This window comes from Paraburkholderia sp. SIMBA_054 (assembly GCF_046534875.1).
GTDB lineage: Bacteria > Pseudomonadota > Gammaproteobacteria > Burkholderiales > Burkholderiaceae > Paraburkholderia > Paraburkholderia hospita.
In genome coordinates this window covers 14,948-35,302 of sequence record NZ_JAWRXV010000038.1, presented here as the reverse complement: position 1 = coordinate 35,302, position 20,355 = coordinate 14,948, and the positions used below count along the sequence as shown (strand labels likewise).

Below are 20,355 nucleotides of genomic sequence, written 5' to 3'. Positions count from 1 at the left end.
TCAAAAATTGACAGAAGCTCGCCAAAAAAGTGTGTGATTGCTAGGGTAGTCTCACGGCATTAGAATGTCCTGCAATTCCGTCACCGACCACGCCCGAGGCGAGCCCGCTTGATCCTTTACGAGTATCCCTTCAATGAGCGAATCCGGACGCTGCTGCGCCTCGAAGATCTGTTCGAGCGCTTCACGTTCTTTCTGACTCAGGAAGATGCCAGGGAACATCACGTCGCGCTGACTACGCTGTTCGAAATCTCGGAAGTCGCGGGCCGCGCGGATCTGAAGTCCGATTTGATGAAGGAACTGGAGCGGCAGCGTCAAACGCTCGCTCCGTTTCGCGGTAATCCCGGCATCGAGCAGAACGCGCTCGAAGCCGTCCTCGGCGAAATCGAACAGACGCTCGCCGGGCTGACGCAAATGCAAGGCAAGACTGGCCAGCATCTTGCTGATAACGAATGGCTCGCGAGCATTCGCAGCCGCGCCATCATCCCGGGCGGCACCTGCAAGTTCGATCTTCCGTCGTACTACGCGTGGCAGCAGACACATCCCGACCAGCGTCGCCAGGACATCGCCAAGTGGGTCATGCCGCTTCTGCCGCTACGCGACGCAGCTGCCATCGTGCTGCGGCTTGCGCGCGAATCGGGGCAGGCTTCGAAAGTGATGGCCATGCAGGGTAGCTACCAGCAAATGCTGTCGGGTCGCACGTATCAGCTGATGCAGGTGCGCGTGGCACCGGAATTACGGGTGATCCCGGAGGCCAGTGCCAACAAGTACATGTTGTGGGTGCGCTTCACCGTGCAGGACGGCGATCTGCGTCCGCGCGCGGTCGATGTCGACGTGCCGTTCCAGTTGACGCTGTGCAGTCTTTAAACTAACGCGAACAGCCTCACTTAGTTGGCTTCATTGTTTGCGAATAAACGTTTGATCGAATGGTCACTGTAGTCAAATGCCCAAGCTGCGGTAGAGATGTCCGCTGGACTTCCGAGAACCGCTTCCGTCCCTTCTGTTCCGAGCGCTGCAAGCAGATCGATCTCGGCGCGTGGGCTGCCGAGAAATACAAGATCGGCGGCACCGACGAAGAACCGCCAACCGACGACACGCCCGGCGAGCACCGCTCGCACTGAACGGGCACACCGCGCGTCGCCATCAATATCGATGGCGGAAGCCGCACCAGGCAACTCCGTCTTCAGGTCACTCCGCCGCGAGCCACTCCAGCACGGGAATCGTCGCGGGCAACAGCGGCGACACCTGAGCCGGCAGCGTCTGCCACGCGAACGCCTGACCTTCGCGCCCGTGCGGCTCGCCGTGCCACGCCGTCACCTTGCAGAAATAGAGACGCACGTAGGCGTGCGGATAGTCGTGCTCAAGCACGTGCCAGCGATGGCTCGCCTGCACGTCGATGCCGAGTTCTTCGTGCAGTTCGCGCGCGAGCGCCGCTTCCACCGTTTCGCCCGGCTCCAGCTTGCCGCCCGGAAATTCCCAATAGCCTTCGTATGGTTTTCCGGCGGGCCGTTGCGCGAGCAGATAGCGGCCATCGGGCTGAACGAGCACGCCGACGGCCACTTCCGTGACGGGACGGCCAGCTTCGTTCAACTCGCCCGCGTGGCTTTGCGCTGCGTCGCTCATGCCTGTGCCCGCTTGCCGGACCAGTCGCGCGCGAACTGCCACGCGACGCGCCCGGAACGCGAGCCGCGTTCCAGCGCCCAGATCAGCGCGTCACCGCGCGCCGTTTCGACATCGGCATCGTTGCAGCCGAAGTGATGCAGCCAGTGCGCGACGATCGACAGATAGTCGTCCTGTTTGAACGGGTAGAAACTGACCCACAGGCCAAAGCGTTCGGACAGCGAGATCTTTTCTTCGACCACTTCGCCCGGATGAATTTCGCCGTCGGACGTGTGCTTGTACGTCTCGTTGTCGCTCATGTACTCGGGCAGCAGATGGCGGCGATTCGAAGTCGCGTAGATCAGCACATTGTCCGACTGCGCGGCCACCGATCCATCGAGCGCCACCTTCAGCGCCTTGTAGCCCGACTCGCCTTCTTCGAACGACAGGTCATCGCAAAACACGATGAAACGCTCGGGCCGCGCCGAGATCAGATCGACGATATCGCCCAGATCGTGCAGATCGTCCTTGTCGACTTCGATCAGACGCAGACCGTCCTTCGAGTACGCGTTCAGGCACGCCTTGATCAGCGACGACTTGCCCGTGCCGCGCGCGCCCGTGAGCAGCACGTTGTTGGCGGGCTGCTTGCTGACGAACTGCCTGGTGTTCTGCTCGATCAGGTTTTTCTGTCGATCGATATTCTGCAGATCGTCGAGTGAAATCAGCGAGATCGCGGGAACCGGCTGCAAGTAGCCGCGCCCCTGGCGCTTGCGCCAGCGGAATGCAACAGCGGCGGACCAGTCGATTTGGGGCGCAGCCGGCGGAAGCATCGCTTCGAGCCGCACCAGCACGGCTTCGGCGCGGCTCAGGAATTGTTCGAGTTTATCCATGTCGTGATCGGCGCGAATCAGGAACGGTAGTCGGCGTTGATGCTCACGTAATCATGCGACAGATCGCACGTCCAGATCGTCGCTTGCGCGTCGCCACGGCCGAGCACGACGCGAATCAGGATTTCGGCCTTCTTCATCACGCGCTGTCCGTCTTCTTCCTTGTATTCCGGATTGCGTCCGCCCGCTTTCGCAACGAGCACATCATCCAGATACAGGTCGATCTTGCCGACGTCGAGGTCCGTCACGCCTGCATAGCCGATCGCGGCCAGAATACGGCCCAGGTTCGGGTCCGATGCGTAGAACGCGGTCTTCACGAGCGGCGAATGACCGATCGCGTAAGCAATCTGGCGGCACTCGGCGACACTCGATCCGCCTTCGACCTGCACCGTCATGAATTTCGTCGCGCCTTCGCCGTCACGCACGATCAGTTGCGAGAGCGTCTGCGCCGTTTCCGTCACGGCATCGCGCAGCGCGACATAGGCGGGCGAATCCGTCGACGTGATGGCGGGCAGGCTCGACTTGCCCGATGCGATCAGGATGAACGAGTCGTTGGTCGACGTATCGCCGTCGATCGTGACGCAGTTGAACGAGCGGTCGGCGACATGCTTGACCAGTTCGTCGAGCACCGGCTGCGCGACGTTGGCGTCGAATGCGAGAAAGCCGAGCATCGTCGCCATGTTCGGCTTGATCATGCCCGCGCCCTTGCTGATGCCCGTCATCGTGACCGTGTGGCCGTCGACCTTGACCTGGCGCGACACGGCTTTCGGCAGCGTGTCGGTGGTCATGATGGCCTGCGCGGCGTCGTACCAGTGGGCAGCCTGACGGTTCGCCAGCGCGGCCGGCAGACCGGCTTTCAGGCGGTCGATGGGCAGCGGCTCCAGAATCACGCCCGTCGAGAACGGCAGCACCTGCTCGGGCGCGATACCGGCAAGGCGCGCGAGTTCGTCGCACGTTTCACGCGCGTGCGCCATGCCCGGCTCGCCCGTGCCAGCGTTCGCATTGCCCGTGTTCACGACCAGTGCGCGAATGCCCTTGCCGCCCGTGCGCACGCGCTCCAGATGCTCGCGGCATACCGTCACGGGCGCGGCGCAAAAGCGGTTCAACGTGAACACGCCCGCGACCGTCGCGCCTTCGTCGACGGAAATGACGAGCACGTCCTTGCGGTTCGGCTTGCGGATATTCGCCTCGGCCCAGCCTAGCGTGACGCCGGCGACGGGATGGAGTTGAGCGGGATCGATCGAGGGGAAATTGACAGCCATGTTTGCGACCTGTCGAGACTGAAATGCCGGCGGACGCCGGCATTAGGGATCAAAAGTGATGGCGCCAGATGGACCTGCGCCACCGCGAAATCACCAGCAATGCACGCTTCAAACGACGCGGCGCGCTTAACGCGCGCCGCTTTCGTGTGTCACGCGATCTTGCCGTGGCACTGCTTGTACTTCTTGCCGCTGCCGCACGGGCAGGGATCGTTCCGGCCGACCTTCGGCACGTTGTCGCCCGAGAGCGGCGCCGCCGCGCCCTGGCCGTGTGCCATCGCATCGCCGATCATCGCGGCCGCCGCATTCGCCGCGACGGGCGCCGCCGCAACAGCCGCGCCGCCTTCCGCGTAATCGGCGTGACGGAACTCGACGTTGTCCACCAGATGGCTGCCTTGCTCTTCCATCTGCTCAGCGGCCAGCTCCAGCTGTTCCGGCGACTGGATCTGCACATTCATCACGATGCGCGTGACTTCCAGCTTCACCGAATCGAGCATCGCCGCGAACAGTTCGAACGCTTCGCGCTTGTACTCCTGCTTCGGGTTCTTCTGCGCATAGCCGCGCAGATGAATGCCCTGGCGCAGGTGATCGAGCGCGGCGAGGTGTTCGCGCCAGCTACGGTCCAGCGTCTGCAACATGACCGAGCGCTCGAACGCACTGAACGACTCGCGGCCTACCTGCTCGACCTTCGACTCGTAAGCCTCGTCGGCTGCCGCGGTCACGGCTTCGAGAATCTCGTTGGAGTTGATCGACTGCGATTCGTTGATCATCTCCTGAATGGCGAGGTCGAGCTGCCAGTCGTTGCGCAGCACTTCTTCGAGTTCAGGCACGTCCCATTGTTCTTCGATACTGCCCGCCGGCACGAACTGATGGACGATGTCGCTAATCACGCCATGACGCATCGCGCCGATGGTTTCGGTGATGTCATGCGCTTCGAGCAGTTCGTTGCGCTGCTGGTAGATCACCTTGCGCTGATCGTTCGACACGTCGTCGTATTCGAGCAGCTGCTTACGGATATCGAAGTTGCGCGCTTCGACCTTGCGCTGCGCCGATTCGATCGAACGCGTGACGATGCCCGCTTCGATCGCTTCGCCTTCCGGCATTTTCAGGCGATCCATGATGGCGCGCACGCGGTCGCCCGCGAAAATGCGCAGCAGCGGATCTTCCAGCGACAGATAGAAACGCGACGAGCCCGGATCGCCCTGACGGCCTGCACGGCCGCGCAACTGGTTGTCGATACGGCGCGATTCATGGCGCTCGGTGCCGATGATGTGCAGACCGCCCGCGGCCTTCACCTGATCGTGCAACGCTTGCCACTCGTCGTGCAGCTTCTGGATGCGCGGCGCTTTTTCCTCTTCAGGAATGGACAGGTCGGCTTCGATGAACGCGGCCTGCTTTTCGGCGTTGCCGCCAAGCACGATGTCGGTGCCGCGGCCGGCCATGTTCGTCGCAATCGTGACGCGCTGCGGACGGCCCGCTTCCGCGACGATCGCCGCTTCACGCGCGTGCTGCTTTGCGTTGAGCACTTCGTGCGGCAGACCAGCCTTGTTCAGCAGTTGCGACAGCACTTCGGAATTTTCGATCGACGTCGTGCCGACCAGCACCGGCTGGCCACGCTCGTAGCAGTCGCGGATGTCGCGAATCACGGCGTTGTAGCGCTCCATCGCCGTCTTGTAGATCTGGTCCTGCTTGTCGGTCCGCTTCGGCGGGCGATTGGTCGGAATCACGACCGTTTCGAGGCCGTAAATCTCGTTGAATTCGTACGCTTCGGTGTCGGCCGTACCCGTCATGCCGGACAGCTTCGCGTACATGCGGAAATAGTTCTGGAACGTGATCGAGGCGAGCGTCTGGTTTTCGCTCTGGATCTTCACGTGTTCCTTCGCTTCGACGGCCTGGTGCAGACCATCTGACCAGCGCCGGCCCGCCATCAGACGGCCCGTGAATTCGTCGACGATCACCACTTCGTTGTTCTGCACGACGTAGTGCTGGTCTTTGTAGAACAGCGTGTGCGCGCGCAGCGCGGCGTACACGTGGTGCATCAGCGTGATGTTCTGCGGCGCGTAGAGACTTTCGCCCTCGCCGATCAGGCCCCACTCGGCGAGCAGACGCTCGGCCTTTTCGTGGCCCGATTCCGTCAGGAACACCTGGCGCGCCTTTTCGTCCAGCGTGTAGTCGCCCGGCTTCTCGACGCCCGTGCCGTCCGCCTTCTCCTCGCCGATCTGGCGGTCGAGCAGTGGCGGCAGCGCGTTCATGCGCACGTAGAGTTCGGTGTGATCTTCGGCCTGGCCCGAGATGATGAGCGGCGTCCGCGCTTCGTCGATCAGGATCGAGTCCACTTCGTCGACGACCGCGAAATTCAGCGCCCGCTGCACGCGCGCATCGGTCTCGTAGACCATGTTGTCGCGCAGATAGTCGAAGCCGAACTCGTTGTTCGTGCCGTACGTGATGTCCGCAGCGTACGCTTCCTGCTTCATGCCGTGGTCCATCTGCGACAGGTTGATACCCACCGACAGACCGAGGAAGTTGTACAGGCGCGCCATCCACTCAGCGTCGCGCTGGGCGAGGTAGTCGTTCACCGTGACGACGTGCACGCCGCGGCCCGAGAGCGCGTTCAGGTACACGGGCAGCGTTGCGACGAGCGTCTTGCCCTCGCCCGTGCGCATTTCCGCGATCTTGCCGTAGTGCAGGACCATGCCGCCGATCAGCTGCACGTCGAAGTGCCGCATCTTCAGCACGCGCTTGCCCGCCTCGCGACAGACCGCGAACGCCTCGGGCAGCAGCTTGTCGAGCGACTCGCCGCTGCTCACGCGTTGCCGGAACTCCACGGTTTTCGCGCGCAGTTGATCATCCGTCAATTGCTCGATCTGCGGTTCGAGCGCATTGATCGCCGTGACGGTCTTTTGATATTGCTTGACGAGCCGCTGGTTGCGGCTGCCAAAAATCTTTTGTAGAAAACCGGTGGTCATCGGATCGTGGTTGCGTCGCGGCTTCGGCGGGGGTTGCAAGGCTGGTTTTTACACCCTTTCACCTTGTTGCAACTCGTTGTCGGAGGGGCCTCGGCGGCTTAGGTCCAAGAGTAAATTCGAATCACGGATTTTAGCACGCGCCCCCGCCTACGCCTGTGTCAGCGGCAAGATGGTTGGCCATCCGGCCAGGGCGAAAGCGCTGCGGATGTGACCATCTGGCATATCGCGAGGCGGGCGTTGCGTGCCAGTGCCGCACGGTACAATCCCGGCATCGAGCACGCGCGGGGCGCGGGCTGTTACCAGAATCCCAGATGAGCCGTTTCTCACCGTTTTCAAGGCAGTCGCTCAAGCCCGGCCCGAAGCTGGGCTCGAAGTCGTTCGGCGTGCGCCGGCCGCAGGCGGTGGTCGAGGTCCTGAACCGCACCGACGCATTCGCCGCGCTGCGCGCAGGCGTCGAGCAGGTTGCCGCGCTAGAGCGCGATCTCGCCGAGTTGCTGCCCGACTATCTGGCGACGAGCGTCGAGCCCGGCTTCATCAAGGACGGCGTGCTGGCGCTGTTTGCCGCCCACAGTGCGCTCGCCGCGCGGCTGCGGCATCTGGAACCGCGTCTGCTGTCGGATTTGCAGCAGCGTGGCTGGCCCGTCAATGCGCTGAAGATTCGCGTGCGTCCGCAATCTGTGAAAGAGCCACCGCGCGTCAAGCAGGCGCGCATGTCGCGCGCGGGCGCGGACGCGCTGCACGAACTGAGCGAAACGCTGGAGCCGTCGCCGTTGCGAGAAGCGCTGGCGCGCATGGCGGCTCGTCATCGGAAATGAGTGCGCGCATCACGCGCTGAAATGAAAAAAGCGACCGTTCAGGTCGCTTTTTTCATTTCGGCCCCGGTTCTCACCGAGACGACAGACTGGCCTTAGGCAAAGGCCGTCTGCGTGTCGTACGCGAAACCGCGCGGCGCCTTCTGAGTATCTTCGAACGTGACGATCTCATACGAATCTTCGTGCGCCAGCAGTTCGCGCAGCAACGCGTTGTTCAGGCCGTGGCCCGACTTGTACGCGTCATATGCCGCCAGCAACGGGTGGCCGACCACGTACAGATCGCCGATCGCGTCGAGCATCTTGTGCTTCACGAACTCGTCGTCGTACCGCAGACCGTCGTTGTTCAGGATGCGGTACTCGTCGAGCACGATCGCGTTGTCCATGCTGCCGCCGCGCGCCAGACCCAGTTCGCGCATCATTTCAACTTCGTGCGCGAAGCCGAACGTACGGGCACGGGCGATTTCACGCACATACGAGGTGTTCGCGAAATCCACTTCGAGCGCCTGGCCGGTCTTGTCGACGGCGGGATGGCGGAAGTCGATCGTGAACTTCAGCTTGAAGCCGAAGTACGGGTCCAGACGCGCAAACTTGTCGCCGTCGCGGATTTCGACCGGCTTGGTGACCTTGATGAACTTCTTCGCTGCATTCTGCTCTTCGATGCCCGCCGACTGGATCAGGAACACGAAGGACGCAGCGCTGCCGTCCATGATGGGAATTTCTTCAGCGGTGACGTCGACGTAGAGGTTGTCGATCCCGAGGCCCGCACACGCGGACATCAAGTGTTCGACCGTCGACACGCGCGCGCCGTCTTTCTGCAACACCGATGCGAGCCGCGTATCGCCAATCGCCATTGCGGACGCGGGAATGTCCACCGGCGTGGGCAAATCCACGCGGCAAAACACGATACCCGTGTCCGGCGCCGCCGGGCGGAGCGTCAGGTCGACCTTCCGGCCCGAATGCAGGCCGATGCCAACCGTCTTGACGATTTGTTTGATAGTGCGCTGCTTCAACATGATGGTCTTCTATTCGATTGAAAATCCCAATCAGGATTTTTTAATTCATAGCACGAATTATACTCCAATCGTTTCCGGAGCGTCGTTGCGCTGGCGTTTCAATCTGTTTCTCTACGTTACCTAATCGGGAAGCGTGACGGGCCGATGCCCGGAACGGAGGCGTTTCCGGTCATCGGCCCGCGTTACGGCCTGTCACAACAGCGTCACGAAAAGCGTTGCCGCAGCGCAACAACCCACTCTGCGCGGCTGCGACGAAGCTTCAAGGCCGTGTCATGCCTGGCTCAGCGTCGCGAGAATACTGGCCGCATCGCTCACTTCGAACTTGCCGGGTGCCTCGACGTGCAGCGTCTTGACCACGCCGTCGTCGACCACCATCGCATAGCGCTGGGAACGGATTCCCATGCCGCGCGCCGACAAATCCTGCTCCAGACCGAGGGCTTGGGTGAAAGCCGCGCTTCCGTCCGCCATCATGCGCACCTTGCCCGAGGTGTGCTGATCGCGTGCCCACGCGCCCATCACGCACGCGTCGTTGACGGATACGCACCAGATCTCGTCGATACCAGCAGCACGCAACTTCTCTGCCTGCCCGACATAGCCCGGCACGTGCTTCGCCGAACAGGTGGGCGTGAACGCGCCCGGCAATCCGAAGATCACCACGCGCTTGCCCGCCGTCTGCTCGCGCACGTCGAAGCTGTTCGGCCCGATCGTGCAGCCCTCGCGTTCGTCTTCGATCAATTCGTAAACGGTCGCCTGGGGAAGCTTTTCACCTACCTGAATCATGCTCGTTCCTTCGCATCGATGCGGAGCACGCTCGCACGGTCTCGTGCCGCAGTGGAGTATTCATCCGGCGACAGTGACCCGATCCGCTTCACAACCACGAAGAGGGCACTTGTCCGTGCCGCGCGTGCAATCCAACGCGGCCTTTTTGCCGTTCCACCCGCCACGCTCGTGCAGTTCTGCTGCGCGTAATCAACCATCAAGCAAGATTACGCCGCAGAAAGCCCGCTCCTGCGTGAACCTCAGTCCGCCTGCTTGCGCAGGAAGGCCGGGATGTCGTACGTGTCGACGCCCTTTTCCTGCAGCGCCTGCACGTGCGAAGCAGCCGTATCACGCGAGGTGCGCCACACTGCCGGCGTATCCAGCGAACCGTAGTCCGCCGTCGCTGCGTGATGCGGCGTGTACGCATGTTGCATTGCGCCCACCGGCTGGTTGTCCGTACCCGTGCGCAGCAGCGTCATCGGCGCCGATTGCTGCTTCTTCGCAGCGCGGCCCAGACCCGTTGCCACCACCGTTACGCGCAGCGCATCGCCCATTGCGTCGTCGTACACCGCGCCGAAAATCACGGTCGCGTCATCGGCAGCATAGCTCTTAATGGTGTTCATCACTTCGCGCGTTTCCGACAGACGCAGCGAACGGCTCGACGTGATGTTCACCAGCACGCCGCGCGCGCCCGACAGATCGACGCCTTCCAGCAGCGGGCTCGCAACGGCCTGTTCCGCCGCGAGACGCGCGCGATCGACGCCGGCTACCGTCGCCGTGCCCATCATCGCCTTGCCCTGCTCGCCCATCACCGTCTTCACGTCTTCGAAGTCGACGTTCACGAGACCGTCGACGTTGATGATTTCCGCGATACCGGCAACTGCGTTGTTGAGCACGTCGTCAGCGCACTGGAAGCACTTGTCCATCTCGGCGTCATCGCCCATCACCTCGAACAGCTTGTCGTTCAGGACGACGATCAGCGAGTCGACGTGATCCTCCAGTTGCTGCGAACCGGCTTCGGCGACGCGCATGCGCTTGCCGCCTTCGAACTCGAAAGGCTTGCTGACGACACCGACCGTCAGAATGCCCATTTCCTTGGCGATCTGCGCGACCACGGGTGCTGCGCCCGTGCCCGTGCCGCCGCCCATACCTGCCGTGATGAACACCATGTGCGCGCCACGCAGTGCGTCCGCGATGCGCTCACGTGCTTCTTCTGCTGCCGAGCGGCCCATTTCGGGCTTCGCGCCTGCGCCAAGACCCGTGTTGCCCAACTGGATGACATTCGGCGCGCGCGAGCGCGACAGCGCCTGTGCGTCCGTGTTCATCACGATGAAGTCGACGCCTTGCACGCCGCGATTGATCATGTGCGTGACTGCATTGCCGCCCGCACCACCGACGCCCACCACCTTGATGATGGTGCCGTTGGTTTCCGTTTCCAGCATCTGGAATTCCATGTTGCCTCCGTCAAGAAAAAAAGAACCACTTCCTCGGCCGTTATTCGGCAAGAGATCGGGCAACCTCCTGTCGCGCGCCGGCCGCCGGCACCGGCGCGAATTTCCCTTTTGCTTCGAATTCTTTTAGAAATTGCCGAGGAACCAGTCCTTCATCCTCGTGAACACCTGACCCATCGATCCCGACTGCACCGCGACCTTGCGACCACGCATGCGCTGCGAGCGTCCTTCGACCAGCAGCCCCATCGCCGTCGAATAACGCGGATTGCGCACCACGTCCGCGAGACCGCCTGCATACTCCGGCACGCCGATACGCACCGGCTTCAGGAAAATGTCCTCACCCAGCTCGACCATGCCCGGCATCATCGACGCGCCGCCCGTCAGCACGACGCCCGAGCTCAGCAGCTCTTCGTAACCCGACTCGCGCACCACCTGCTGCACGAGCGAAAACAGTTCTTCGACGCGCGGCTCGATCACGGCCGCGAGCGCCTGGCGCGACAGCGTGCGCGGACCGCGCTCGCCGAGTCCCGGCACTTCGATCATCTCGTCGGGATCGGCGAGTGCCTGCTTCGCGATGCCGTAGCTGACCTTGATGTCTTCGGCATCCGGCGTCGGCGTGCGCAGCGCCATCGCGATGTCGCTCGTGATCTGGTCGCCGGCAATGGGAATCACAGCCGTATGACGGATCGCGCCTTCGCTGAAGATCGCGATGTCCGTCGTGCCGCCGCCGATATCGACCAGCACCACGCCCAGTTCCTTCTCGTCTTCCGTCAGCACCGCGAGCGACGACGCGAGCGGCTGCAAAATCAGATCGTTCACTTCGAGGCCGCAGCGGCGCACGCACTTCACGATGTTCTGCGCCGCGCTCACCGCGCCCGTCACGATGTGCACCTTCACTTCGAGGCGGATGCCGCTCATGCCGATCGGCTCGCGCACATCTTCCTGGCCGTCGATGATGAATTCCTGCGTCAGGATGTGCAGCACCTGCTGATCGGTCGGAATGTTGATCGCCTTGGCCGTCTCGATCACACGCGCGACGTCCGTCTGCGTCACTTCCTTTTCCTTGATCGCGACCATCCCGCTCGAATTGAAGCTGCGGATATGGCTGCCCGCGATCCCGGTGAACACGTTCGTGATCTTGCAGTCGGCCATCAACTCGGCTTCTTCGAGCGCTCGTTGAATGGACTGCACCGTGGCCTCGATGTTCACCACGACGCCTTTCTTGAGCCCTTTCGATTCGCTCTGGCCGAGTCCGATCACCTCGTAATGACCTTCGCCCTTCAGCTCGGCGACGATGGCGACCACTTTCGCCGTGCCGATGTCGAGGGCTACCAGCAGATCTTTATAGTCTTTACTCATAGCGTGCTCATTGCGTGTGATGTCCTGTTACTTCTTGCCCTTGTCGGGTTCCGTAATGAAGCGCATGCCTGCTGCACGAATGGCGAAACCGTTCGGATAACGCAAGTCCGCATATTCGATGTCCTTCCCCCAACGTTGCGTCACCGCGCCCCATGCCGCGGTGAGCCGCTTGCAGCGGTCGTAGAGCGTGTCCTGATTGCGCTCGCGTCCAATTTCGACCTGCATGCCGTTCGACAGCTTCACCGTCCACGCAAAGCGTGGTGTCAGTGTCACTTCATCCGGCGTCGCCCCTACGGGCGCGAACCACTTCTTGAAGTCCTGATAACGCGCGACGACTTCTTTCGCGGACCCATCCGGGCCATCGAACGCGGGTAGCTCTTCTTCGAGCTCGCCCTGGTTCGCGGTGAACACCTCTCCGTCGGTGCTCACCAGCTGATCGGCTCCCCATGTGCCGAGCGGCTTGTACTCTTCGAGCGTCACCGCGAGCGCATTCGGCCACACGCGGCGCACGCTCGCGTGACGCACCCACGGCATCTGCTCGAACGCCTGGCGCGCCGTGTCGAGATCGACGGTGAAGAAGTTGCCCTTCAACCGGCCGACCACGCCCGCACGCACCGTCGGCGAGTTGATGTGCTCGGTATCGCCGTCGATACGGATCTCGCGCAGCGTGAAGTTCGGGCGCTGGATCAGCCAGTACGCGCCCGCCGCCAGCAGCACGAGCAGCAACAACGCATGCAATGCGTTGGCGGCGAGATTGAGCTGGCGTACGTTGTTCCACATGATCCGGGCGCGATCCTTTATTTCTCGATCAATCCTTGAGCGTCAATGCAAGCACCTTCACCACCAGTTCCTGGTAGCTGATGCCGACAGCACGCGCGGCCTTCGGCGGCAACGAGTGGTCCGTCATGCCGGGCGCCGTGTTCACTTCCAGAAAATACGGATTGCCTTCGCCGTCCAGCATGAAGTCGGCGCGGCCCCAATCGGTGCAGCCGAGCACGTCGAACGCCTGGCGCGCGATCTTCTTCAGGCGCGCTTCTTCGTCGGCGGCAATGCCGCACGGAATCAGGTACTGCGTGTCGTTGGCGATGTACTTCGCGTGATAGTCGTAGAACTCGCCGGCGGGCACGATGCGGATGACGGGCAGATCGAGATCGCCCGCGATGCACGCCGTGTACTCACCGCCGCCTTCGATGCTCTTTTCGACCACGACGATCTTGTCGAACTTCACCGCTTCTTCGAGCGCGGGCACAAGCGCATCGGCCGTCTTCACCTTGATGACGGCGACGCTCGAACCTTCGCTGGCCGGCTTCACGAACAGCGGCAAGCCGAGCTTCGCAACGATGTCCTTCGCGCGCGCGGCGTAGTCGTCGCCGCGCAGCACGGCTTCGAACGGCGGCGTCGGCACGCCCAGTTGCTGCCACACGAGCTTCGTGCGGAACTTGTCGAGACCGAGCGCCGAGCCGAGCACGCCGCTGCCCGTATAACGGATGCCGTAGAAATCGAGCGCGCCCTGAATCTGGCCGTTCTCGCCGTAGCCGCCATGCAGCGCGTTGAACGCGCGCACGAAGCCTTCGTCCTTCAACGCCGCAAGCGGACGCTCGGACGGATCGAACGGATGCGCGTCGACACCCGCATCGCGCAGCCCTTGCAGCACGAGACGGCCGGAGTTCAGCGACACTTCGCGCTCGGCGGACACACCGCCGAGAAGGACCGCAACCTTGCCAAAAGATTTAGGATCGATACTGCTCATTTCGCACCTTCGTTTCCTGCAAGCCGACCCGGCACGCTGCCGATCGAACCTGCACCCATCGTGATCACCACATCGCCGTCGCGCACGATTGCAGCGAGCGCGTCCGGCACTTCATCCACTGTTTCGACAAACACCGGCTCGACCTTGCCCGCCACGCGGATCGAACGCGTGAGCGAACGGCCGTCCGCTGCGACGATGGGCGCTTCGCCCGCTGCGTAGACTTCCGTCAGCACGAGCGCATCGACCGTCGACAGCACCTTCACGAAATCTTCGAAGCAGTCGCGCGTGCGCGTGAAGCGGTGCGGCTGGAATGCGAGCACGAGGCGCTTGTCGGGGAATGCGCCACGCGCCGCCGCAATCGTCGCGGCCATTTCGACGGGGTGATGGCCGTAATCGTCGACGAGCGTGTAGGCGCCGCCGCCCGTCACGCTCACTTCGCCGTAGCGCTGGAAACGCCGGCCGACGCCGTTGAAATCCGCGAGCGCTCGCTGGATATCGGCATCTTTCACCTCAAGTTCAGTCGCAATTGCAATTGCGGCCAACGCGTTCTGCACGTTGTGCAGGCCAGGCAGGTTCAAAACGATGTCGATAGGCGCCGCGTCTTCGCGCATCGCCGTGAAATGCATCTTGCCTCCGCGCGCTTCGACATTGACCGCGCGCACCTGCGCGTCGGGTGCGAAACCGTAGCGGATGATCGGCTTCGACACGAACGGCAGGATCTCCTTCACGTTCGGATCGTCGACGCACAGCACCGCAATACCGTAGAACGGCAGACGGTGCGTAAATTCAATGAACGCCTGCTTGAGCCGCGCAAAGTCGTGGCCGTAAGTGTCCATGTGATCGGCGTCGATGTTCGTGATGACTTCGATCACCGGGAACAGGTTCAGGAACGACGCATCCGATTCGTCCGCTTCGGCGACGATGAAATCGCCCGTGCCGAGGCGCGCATTCGCGCCCGCGCTGATCAGCCGCCCGCCGATCACGAAGGTCGGATCGAGACCGCCCGCCGCGAGCACGCTCGCCACCAGCGACGTCGTGGTCGTCTTGCCGTGCGTGCCGGCAATCGCGATGCCCTGCTTCAGGCGCATCAGTTCCGCGAGCATCACGGCGCGCGGCACGATGGGAATACGGCGATGACGCGCGGCCAGCACTTCCGGGTTGTCGCTGCGCACGGCCGTCGATACGACGACAGCATTCGCGCCTTCGATGTTCTCCGCGTCGTGACCGATCGCGATGCGCGCGCCGAGCGCGGCGAGGCGCTCCGTCACCGCATTGCGCGACAGGTCCGAACCGCTCACCTGATAGCCGAGATTGACGAGCACTTCGGCGATGCCGCTCATGCCCGCGCCGCCGATCCCGACGAAGTGAATGTGTTTGACGATATGTTTCATTGCTGCTTTCCTTCCGGGCTCAGGCTCGGTGTCACGCCTGCCACCGTTGCGCAGATCTGCGCGACCTGTTCGGTGGCATCGGGTTTCGCGAGCGAGCGCGAACGCTCCGCCATATCCGCGAGCGACGCCCGCGTCTGGCTGCGCAACCAGTCGGCGAGGTTATCCACCGACAGGTCGCGTTGTTGCACGAGCAGCGCCGCGCCGTGATCGGCGAGAAACGCTGCGTTAGTTGTCTGGTGATCGTCGACGGCGTACGGGAACGGCACGAAGAATGCCGCCACGCCCACCGCCGCGATCTCGGCGACCGTCATCGCGCCCGAACGGCAGATCACGAGATCGGCGTTCGCATAGGCGCTCGTCATGTCGTCGATGAAGGGCACGAGTTGCACATCGTCCCCCGTCGCGATGCCTGCTGCTTCGTAGTTCGCGCGCAATGCGTCGATATGTTTCGCGCCCGCCTGATGCACGATGCGCGGACGCTCTTGCGGTGCGAGTTGCGCCAGCGCGCGAGGCACCACTTCATTCAATGCCGCCGCGCCCAGGCTGCCGCCCACCACCAGCACATTTAGCGGACCACTACGCGCCGCGTAGCGTGCTTTGGGTGCTGGCGTGCGCGCAAGTTCCTCACGAATTGGATTACCCGTCCATTCCGCATGCGGCAACGCGTCCGGAAACGCGACGAGCACGCGCTTGGCGAGCTTCGCGAGTACCTTGTTCGCGAGACCGGCGATCGAATTCTGTTCATGCAGCACGAGCGGCGTGCCGCTCAATGCCGTCATCACGCCCGCAGGGAACGTGATGTAGCCGCCCATGCCGAGCACGACATCGGGCTTCACGCGACGCAGCACCGAGAGACTCTGCATGCACGCGCGCAGCAGATTCACGGGCAGCATCAGCTTGGTCTTCATGCCCTTGCCGCGCAGGCCGCCGAACTGCACGTACTCCATCGGAATGCCGTGTTTCGGGACGAGCGTCGCTTCCATGCCGGCGGGATTGCCGAGCCACACGACGCGCCATCCCCACGCCTGCATCAGGTGCGCGACGGCGAGGCCCGGGAACACGTGTCCCCCGGTGCCTCCCGCCATCACCATCAGCGTGCGTTGTTGCATCGTCATACCTTGCCCCCGCGCATGAGGACCCGGTTTTCGTAATCGACGCGCATCAGCACCGCAACCGCGACGCAGTTCAGCAAAATGCCCGAGCCGCCGTAGCTGACGAGCGGCAGCGTGAGACCCTTGGTCGGCAGCAGGCCGAGGTTCACGCCCATGTTGATGAAGGTCTGCGCGCCGAACCAGATGCCGACGCCCTTCGCGACCAGACCCGCGAACGTGCGGTCGAGTGCGAGCGCCTGACGGCCGATCTCGAACGAACGGCGCACGATCCAGTAGAACATCAGGATCACGACGAGCACGCCGACGAAACCGAGTTCTTCGCCGATCACAGCGAGAATGAAGTCGGTGTGCGCTTCGGGCAGATAGTTGAGCTTCTCGACACTGCCGCCAAGGCCCACGCCGAACCATTCGCCACGGCCGAACGCGATCAGCGAGTGCGTCAATTGATAGGCCTTGCCCTGCGCGTAACGGTCGTCCCACGGATCGAGGTACGCGAAGATCCGCTCGCGACGCCACGGCGACGCCCAAACGAGCAACGTGAATGTACCGACAGCCGTCGCAACCAGTCCGCCGAAAATCTTGCCGTTCACGCCGCCGAGGAACAGCAGACCCATCGCGATCGCCGCGATCACCATGAACGCGCCCATGTCCGGCTCGAGCAGCAGCAGCATGCCGACCACGCCGACGGCGAAGCCCATCGGCAGAAAGCCCTTGGCGAAGCTGTGCATGTATTCCTGCTTGCGCACCGTGTAGTTCGCCGCGTAGATCGTCACGGCGAGCTTCATGATTTCCGACGGCTGCATGTTCGTGATGCCGAGGGGAATCCAGCGGCGCGCGCCGTTCACGCCCTTACCGACGTGCGGAATCAGCACGATCACGAGCGTGACGAGCGCGATCAGAAAGAGCTTCGGCGCGTATTTGTCCCACGTCGAAATGGGGATTCGGAATGCGATCACGCCCGCCACCGAGCCCATCACCACAAAGAGGATCTGGCGCACGAGGAATGCATAGTCGCGATACGACGCGTACTTCGGCGAGTCCGGCATCGTGATCGACGCCGAGTACACCATCACGATGCCGAGACCCAGCAGCGCGACGACGACCCACAGCAACGAGTGGTCATAGTCGAGCATCCGCGAGCGCAGCGGACGCACACCGTTGACGGCGCTCGACAGCCCGCCCGTGCGCGACGTGCGCTCGGCTGCCGCCGCGCCACCTGCGGAGCCGCGCTGCTTGCCGAGTTGCGACCCGAAGCGTTCCGTCCAGCTCATATCATCGTCCCCCGTTCGGCAGCGATGTCTTCGACCGCGCTCTTGAACACTGCGGCGCGATGCGCGTAACCCTTGAACATGTCGAAGCTGGCGCACGCGGGCGACAGCAAGACGGCGTCGCCCGGCTGCGCGACGGCGCTGGCTGCGCGCGTCGCTTCTTCGAGCGTCGCGTGATCGGTCATCGCGATGCCCGTATGCGCGAGCGCTGCGCGAATCTGCGGCGCGTCGCGGCCGATCAGCATCACCGCGCGGCACCAGCGCATCACCGGCTCGGCGAGCGGATCGAATTCCTGGCCCTTGCCATCGCCGCCCGCGATCAGCACGACGCGCTGCGCGAGGCCGTCGAGCGCCGCAACCGTCGCGCCGACATTGGTGCCCTTGCTGTCGTCGACGTAATCCACACCGTCGATCGACGCGATCAGTTCGACGCGATGCGACTCGCCGCGATACTCGCGCAAGCCGTGCAACAGCGGCGCGCCCGGCAGACCGATGGCGCGCGCGAGTGCGAACGCGGCCAGCGCGTTTGTCGCGTTGTGCAAGCCGCGGATACGCAGCGCGTCAGCGGGCATCAGACGCTTCAGCCCGATGTTCGGCGGCGTCGTGGATTCGCTCTTGCGACGGCGTGTGGGCGCGGGTTCGTCGGTCGCGTCACGGTCGTGCGCATCGACGAGCCAGATCATGCCGCTCTCGCGCATCAAGCCGAGGTCGCCGTCGCGCGCCGGTTCGCCGACGCCGAACGTCACCACCTGCGCGCCGCCTGGCTGCGACGGCGCGAGCGCCATCACGCGCGCGTCGTCGCGGTTGAGCACGCGCACCGTGTTCTTGCCGAAGATCTTGCCCTTCGCCGCTGCGTACGCATCGAGACCGCCGTGCCAGTCCAGATGATCCTGGGTGATGTTCAGGATCACGGCGGCGTCCGGCTCGAACGTGTGCGCGGTTTCCAGCTGGAAGCTCGACAGTTCGAGCACCCATACGTCGGGCAGCGCGGTGTTGTCGATCGCTTCCGTCAGCTTGTCGAGCGCAGCCGGGCTGATGTTGCCCGCGACCGCGACCTTCTTGCCCGCGCGCTCACACAACATGCCCGTCAGACTCGTCGTGGTGGTCTTGCCGTTCGTACCCGTGATCGCGATGACCTTCGGCGCGTAGCCGCTTTCGCCGAGCGTCCGCAATGCCTGCGCGAAGAATTCGAGCTCGCCCCACACGGGGATATCGCGTTCGCGCGCGGCGGCGATCAGCGGCACGAGATCGGCGGCGAGTGGCGACAGGCCCGGGCTGATCGCAACCAGCTCGACGCCTTCCAGCAGCACATCGGAAAACGGCCCGCCGACGAAATCCCCGTCGATGCCATGCGCTTCGAGCGCGGACAGATTCGGCGGCACTTCGCGCGTGTCGGCAATGCGCAGGCGGCAACCATGCCGCGCGCACCAGCGCGCCATCGCGAGGCCCGATTCACCGAGCCCCAGCACGAGCACCATCGGCTTTTGCCGATCCCGAAACTTCTCGCCAAACATTGACTGCTTCCCCTTGAGTACGACTTTAAGTACGACTCGAATGCGGCTTAACGCAACTTGAGCGTGGACAAACCGAACAGGCACAACATCAGCGTGATGATCCAGAAACGCACCACCACTTGCGTTTCCTTCCAGCCCGACAATTCGAAGTGGTGATGCAGCGGCGCCATCTTGAAGATGCGGCGGCCTTCACCGAACCGTGCTTTCGTGAACTTGAACCACGTGACCTGCAACATCACCGATACCGTCTCGGCGACGAAAATCCCGCCCATGATGAACAGCACGATTTCCTGACGCACGATCACGGCGATCGTGCCGAGCGCGCCGCCCAGTGCGAGCGCGCCGACGTCGCCCATGAACACCTGCGCCGGATGCGTGTTGAACCAGAGGAATGCGAGCCCTGCCCCGCCCATCGCCGAGCAGAAGATCAGCATTTCGCCTGCGCCCGCGATGTGCGGGAACAGCAGGTATTTCGAATAGACCGCGCTGCCCATCACGTACGCGAACACGCCGAGCGACGAGCCGACCAGCACGACGGGCATGATGACGAGGCCGTCGAGACCGTCGGTGAGATTCACTGCGTTGCTCGAACCGACGATCACGAAATACGTCAGCGCGATGAAGCCCCACACGCCGAGCGGATAGGTCATCGACTTGAGGAACGGCAGCAACAGGTCGGCGCGCGCGGGCAGGCCCATCGACAGACCGCTGCGTACCCACGCCATAAAGAGGTCGAACACGCGCACGTTGCTCGCTTCCGACACGCTGAACGCGAGATACACGGCTGCGAAGAGACCAATCACCGACTGCCAGAAATACTTTTCGCGCGACGACATGCCGCGCGGATCCTTGTAGACGACCTTGCGATAGTCGTCGACCCAGCCGATCACGCCGAAGCCGAATGTGACGAGCATCACGATCCAGATAAAGCGATTGGTCAGGTCGGCCCACAACAGCGTGGACACGGCGATGCCGATCAGAATCAGCACGCCGCCCATCGTCGGCGTGCCCGATTTCACGAGGTGCGTCTGCGGGCCGTCCTTGCGCACGGCCTGGCCGACCTTCATCTGCGCGAGCTTGCGGATCACCCACGGGCCGCAGACGAGCCCGATCAGCAGCGCGGTGATCGTCGCCGCGACAGCACGAAACGTCAGATAACTGAACACGCGCAAAAAGCCTACGTCGTTCTGCAGCCATTGCGCCAGCGCCAGTAACATA

18 protein-coding genes are annotated in these 20,355 nt (G+C 63.2%); 3 read left to right on the top strand and 15 right to left on the bottom strand.

From position 1 onward, the window contains the following. The first annotated feature begins 108 nt into the window (after positions 1–108). Positions 109–864 carry a cell division protein ZapD gene (zapD, locus tag SB822_RS35520; protein WP_007747120.1) on the top strand — a complete coding sequence of 252 codons (756 nt, stop codon included), beginning with the start codon at positions 109–111 and terminating at the stop codon, positions 862–864. A 59-nt stretch (positions 865–923) separates the two neighbouring features. Further along, entirely contained in the window at positions 924–1,118 is a 195-nt protein-coding gene (locus SB822_RS35515) for a DNA gyrase inhibitor YacG (RefSeq protein ID WP_007747117.1), read from the top strand. Between the two features lie 67 nt (positions 1,119–1,185). On the opposite strand, the gene SB822_RS35510 is transcribed toward SB822_RS35515, so the two are convergent. From SB822_RS35510 to secA, 4 genes are all read right to left on the bottom strand, one after another. Next, a complete protein-coding gene (locus SB822_RS35510; protein WP_007747100.1) occupies positions 1,186–1,620 on the bottom strand; it encodes an NUDIX domain-containing protein in 435 nt (144 codons plus the stop codon). Then, on the bottom strand, positions 1,617–2,486 hold the full coding sequence (locus SB822_RS35505; RefSeq protein WP_079498856.1) for an ATP-binding protein: 870 nt from the start codon (positions 2,484–2,486) through the stop codon (positions 1,617–1,619). Before SB822_RS35505 ends, SB822_RS35510 begins: the two co-directional genes overlap by 4 nt. Positions 2,487–2,503: 17 nt before the next feature. After that, entirely contained in the window at positions 2,504–3,745 is a 1,242-nt protein-coding gene (gene argJ, locus SB822_RS35500) for a bifunctional glutamate N-acetyltransferase/amino-acid acetyltransferase ArgJ (RefSeq protein WP_007747095.1), read from the bottom strand. A gap of 149 nt (positions 3,746–3,894) precedes the next feature. Then, positions 3,895–6,708 (bottom strand): preprotein translocase subunit SecA, encoded by a 2,814-nt coding sequence (gene secA / locus SB822_RS35495; RefSeq protein WP_007747093.1) that lies wholly within the window; start codon positions 6,706–6,708, stop codon positions 3,895–3,897. Positions 6,709–7,019: 311 nt separating this feature from the next. Here secA and SB822_RS35490 point away from each other — a divergent pair, with 311 nt between their 5' ends. Beyond that, positions 7,020–7,523, top strand: coding sequence for a DciA family protein (locus SB822_RS35490; RefSeq protein WP_079498852.1), 504 nt, complete (start codon positions 7,020–7,022; stop codon positions 7,521–7,523). A 92-nt stretch (positions 7,524–7,615) separates the two neighbouring features. Here the strand turns inward: SB822_RS35490 and lpxC are convergent, their stop codons facing one another. From lpxC to mraY, 11 genes are all read right to left on the bottom strand, one after another. Beyond that, positions 7,616–8,533, bottom strand: coding sequence for a UDP-3-O-acyl-N-acetylglucosamine deacetylase (gene lpxC / locus SB822_RS35485; RefSeq protein ID WP_007747085.1), 918 nt, complete (start codon positions 8,531–8,533; stop codon positions 7,616–7,618). 270 nt (positions 8,534–8,803) lie between these two features. Beyond that, the gene (locus tag SB822_RS35480; RefSeq protein ID WP_410856736.1) at positions 8,804–9,313 is read right to left on the bottom strand and encodes a peroxiredoxin; all 510 of its coding nucleotides are present in this window, start codon (positions 9,311–9,313) and stop codon (positions 8,804–8,806) included. A 239-nt stretch (positions 9,314–9,552) separates the two neighbouring features. After that, positions 9,553–10,746 carry a cell division protein FtsZ gene (gene ftsZ / locus SB822_RS35475; protein WP_007747082.1) on the bottom strand — a complete coding sequence of 398 codons (1,194 nt, stop codon included), beginning with the start codon at positions 10,744–10,746 and terminating at the stop codon, positions 9,553–9,555. 123 nt (positions 10,747–10,869) lie between these two features. Next, a complete protein-coding gene (ftsA, locus tag SB822_RS35470; protein ID WP_007747080.1) occupies positions 10,870–12,102 on the bottom strand; it encodes a cell division protein FtsA in 1,233 nt (410 codons plus the stop codon). A 27-nt stretch (positions 12,103–12,129) separates the two neighbouring features. Continuing rightward, positions 12,130–12,882: a cell division protein FtsQ/DivIB gene (locus SB822_RS35465; RefSeq protein WP_007747075.1), complete on the bottom strand. Its 753-nt coding sequence runs from the start codon at positions 12,880–12,882 to the stop codon at positions 12,130–12,132. Positions 12,883–12,910: 28 nt separating this feature from the next. Further along, positions 12,911–13,852 (bottom strand): D-alanine--D-alanine ligase, encoded by a 942-nt coding sequence (locus SB822_RS35460; RefSeq protein ID WP_042307870.1) that lies wholly within the window; start codon positions 13,850–13,852, stop codon positions 12,911–12,913. Next, the gene (murC, locus tag SB822_RS35455) at positions 13,849–15,243 is read right to left on the bottom strand and encodes a UDP-N-acetylmuramate--L-alanine ligase (RefSeq protein WP_007747070.1); all 1,395 of its coding nucleotides are present in this window, start codon (positions 15,241–15,243) and stop codon (positions 13,849–13,851) included. The genes SB822_RS35460 and murC overlap by 4 nt, the downstream gene beginning before the upstream one ends. Further along, positions 15,240–16,358 (bottom strand): undecaprenyldiphospho-muramoylpentapeptide beta-N-acetylglucosaminyltransferase, encoded by a 1,119-nt coding sequence (gene murG / locus SB822_RS35450; protein WP_007747069.1) that lies wholly within the window; start codon positions 16,356–16,358, stop codon positions 15,240–15,242. Before murG ends, murC begins: the two co-directional genes overlap by 4 nt. Beyond that, complete coding sequence (ftsW, locus tag SB822_RS35445; RefSeq protein ID WP_079486973.1) at positions 16,355–17,626, bottom strand: putative lipid II flippase FtsW; 1,272 nt, start codon at positions 17,624–17,626, stop codon at positions 16,355–16,357. The genes murG and ftsW overlap by 4 nt, the downstream gene beginning before the upstream one ends. After that, positions 17,623–19,137, bottom strand: coding sequence for a UDP-N-acetylmuramoyl-L-alanine--D-glutamate ligase (gene murD, locus SB822_RS35440; protein ID WP_410856735.1), 1,515 nt, complete (start codon positions 19,135–19,137; stop codon positions 17,623–17,625). Before murD ends, ftsW begins: the two co-directional genes overlap by 4 nt. A 47-nt stretch (positions 19,138–19,184) precedes the next feature. After that, a complete protein-coding gene (gene mraY, locus SB822_RS35435; RefSeq protein ID WP_007747064.1) occupies positions 19,185–20,354 on the bottom strand; it encodes a phospho-N-acetylmuramoyl-pentapeptide-transferase in 1,170 nt (389 codons plus the stop codon). Position 20,355 lies beyond the last annotated feature (1 nt).

Excerpts from the sequence above, each read along its gene's own strand:
- SB822_RS35515 (WP_007747117.1), top strand. The coding sequence starts at position 924 with ATGGTCACTGTAGTCAAATGCCCAAGCTGCGGTAGAGATGTCCGCTGG.
- SB822_RS35510 (WP_007747100.1), bottom strand. The coding sequence starts at position 1,620 with ATGAGCGACGCAGCGCAAAGCCACGCGGGCGAGTTGAACGAAGCTGGC.
- SB822_RS35505 (WP_079498856.1), bottom strand. The coding sequence starts at position 2,486 with ATGGATAAACTCGAACAATTCCTGAGCCGCGCCGAAGCCGTGCTGGTG.
- argJ (WP_007747095.1), bottom strand. The coding sequence starts at position 3,745 with ATGGCTGTCAATTTCCCCTCGATCGATCCCGCTCAACTCCATCCCGTC.
- secA (WP_007747093.1), bottom strand. The coding sequence starts at position 6,708 with ATGACCACCGGTTTTCTACAAAAGATTTTTGGCAGCCGCAACCAGCGG.
- SB822_RS35490 (WP_079498852.1), top strand. The coding sequence starts at position 7,020 with ATGAGCCGTTTCTCACCGTTTTCAAGGCAGTCGCTCAAGCCCGGCCCG.
- lpxC (WP_007747085.1), bottom strand. The coding sequence starts at position 8,533 with ATGTTGAAGCAGCGCACTATCAAACAAATCGTCAAGACGGTTGGCATC.
- SB822_RS35480 (WP_410856736.1), bottom strand. The coding sequence starts at position 9,313 with ATGATTCAGGTAGGTGAAAAGCTTCCCCAGGCGACCGTTTACGAATTG.
- ftsZ (WP_007747082.1), bottom strand. The coding sequence starts at position 10,746 with ATGGAATTCCAGATGCTGGAAACGGAAACCAACGGCACCATCATCAAG.
- ftsA (WP_007747080.1), bottom strand. The coding sequence starts at position 12,102 with ATGAGTAAAGACTATAAAGATCTGCTGGTAGCCCTCGACATCGGCACG.
- SB822_RS35465 (WP_007747075.1), bottom strand. The coding sequence starts at position 12,882 with ATGTGGAACAACGTACGCCAGCTCAATCTCGCCGCCAACGCATTGCAT.
- SB822_RS35460 (WP_042307870.1), bottom strand. The coding sequence starts at position 13,852 with ATGAGCAGTATCGATCCTAAATCTTTTGGCAAGGTTGCGGTCCTTCTC.
- murC (WP_007747070.1), bottom strand. The coding sequence starts at position 15,243 with ATGAAACATATCGTCAAACACATTCACTTCGTCGGGATCGGCGGCGCG.
- murG (WP_007747069.1), bottom strand. The coding sequence starts at position 16,358 with ATGACGATGCAACAACGCACGCTGATGGTGATGGCGGGAGGCACCGGG.
- ftsW (WP_079486973.1), bottom strand. The coding sequence starts at position 17,626 with ATGAGCTGGACGGAACGCTTCGGGTCGCAACTCGGCAAGCAGCGCGGC.
- murD (WP_410856735.1), bottom strand. The coding sequence starts at position 19,137 with ATGTTTGGCGAGAAGTTTCGGGATCGGCAAAAGCCGATGGTGCTCGTG.
- mraY (WP_007747064.1), bottom strand. The coding sequence starts at position 20,354 with ATGTTACTGGCGCTGGCGCAATGGCTGCAGAACGACGTAGGCTTTTTG.